The sequence below is a fragment of the Polaromonas sp. P3_C2 genome, from assembly GCF_056402675.1.
In genome coordinates this window covers 1-1,433 of sequence record NZ_JBFUGX010000887.1, presented here as the reverse complement: position 1 = coordinate 1,433, position 1,433 = coordinate 1, and the positions used below count along the sequence as shown (strand labels likewise).

Below are 1,433 nucleotides of genomic sequence, written 5' to 3'. Positions count from 1 at the left end.
AGTAGCACCCGCCGTTGCACCTTCACCCCTGGCCCAGCGGCTGCAACACACTTCGGCGATGTTGAAGTGCTCGTCAACCTGCCAGCGGAAGCCGGCGTGCAGCGCTGCGTACAGGTCAACCGGTCCACTTTCCGGGGAATTCCTGCCGCCACCGGTCTTGTCGCTGCCTTGACTGCGTTTCGATTCGTGTCTCTTTATCATGGGAACCAATGTACAAAGAAAAACGATCATCACGCAGCGAGTTTGTCCCTATACGTGGCTTGAGTTACCACGTGTGGCTCTGGGAAAGCGCAGCAGGCGCGAACCCCGCATTGCCGCCGCTGGTTCTGGTGCATGGCTGGATGGACGTGGCGGCCTCTTACCAGTTCATGGTGGACGCACTGTCGGAGGCCTTCGTCAGCGGCCGGACCATCATCGCGCCCGACTGGCGCGGTTTCGGGTTGACCGGCTCCGGCCCCGCAGGCAGCCCTGCTGACAATTATTGGTTTCCCGATTACCTGGCGGACCTGGACTTTCTGCTCGACCACTACGCGGGTGACAAACCCGTTGATCTGGTAGGCCACAGCATGGGCGGCAATGTCGCCATGCTGTACGCGGGCGTACGGCCGGCGCGCATCCGCAGGCTGGTCAATCTGGAAGGCTTTGGCCTGCCGTCCACCCAGGCCGGGCAAGCCCCCGGCCGCTATGCCCAATGGATGAACGAACTCAAAAGCCTGCATAGGKGTGAGCTGGAACTCAAAGCCTATGCCGACGTGGCCGGTGTGGCGCGCCGCCTGATGAGAACCAACCCGCGCCTGTCCGCCGACAAGGCCGGCTGGCTGGCCAGCCATTGGTCCCGGCCAAATGCCGCAGGGAAATGGGAGATTCTGGGAGAAGCCGCCCACAAGATCACCAGCGCGCAGCTCTACCGCGTCGATGAAGCCCTCGAGGTCTACCGCTGCATCAGTGCTCCGGTGCTGGCCGTCGAAGCGTCCGACGACTCCCTGGCTCTGTGGTGGAAGGAAAAATACACCCTGACCGAGTACCACGAACGGCTCAAACAGGTGCGCGAAGCCCGTGTCGCCGTGATCCAGGATGCCGGCCACATGCTGCACCACGACCAACCGGAACAGCTGGCAACACTGATTGAGGGCTTTCTGAGCTGAAACGCGCCGCATCGTGAGAAAATGGGCGGTTCAGCCGCCAATGCGGCAATCACACATCTCAGGACAGAAAAATCATGGAAGCAGAACGCATCAACCTCATCGGCAACCAGCTCATCGACCTCAGCAACCGGGTCAACGAACTTCGGGGGTATCTTTGACTACCCTGCCAAAGAACGAAAACTGAACGAAGTCAACGCCGCACTGGAAGACCCGAAGGTCTGGGACAACCCCAAGCGCGCGCAAGAGCTCGGCAGGGAAAAGAAATCGCTGGAAGACGTGGTCCATGTG

Annotated in this window: 2 protein-coding genes and 1 pseudogene; 2 read left to right on the top strand and 1 reads right to left on the bottom strand. The window is 60.8% G+C overall.

Translation table 11 applies throughout. The features are described from left to right. Positions 1 to 201 (bottom strand): hypothetical protein (locus AC1DWI_RS23060; RefSeq protein WP_477725904.1); only part of this gene is annotated, 201 nt, incomplete at its 3' end. Positions 202 to 209: 8 nt separating this feature from the next. Here AC1DWI_RS23060 and AC1DWI_RS23055 point away from each other — a divergent pair. Then, the gene (locus tag AC1DWI_RS23055) at positions 210 to 1,145 is read left to right on the top strand and encodes an alpha/beta fold hydrolase (protein ID WP_477725903.1); all 936 of its coding nucleotides are present in this window, start codon (positions 210 to 212) and stop codon (positions 1,143 to 1,145) included. Positions 1,146 to 1,219: 74 nt separating this feature from the next. After that, positions 1,220 to 1,433: pseudogene (prfB, locus tag AC1DWI_RS23050) on the top strand (peptide chain release factor 2); the annotation flags it as partial.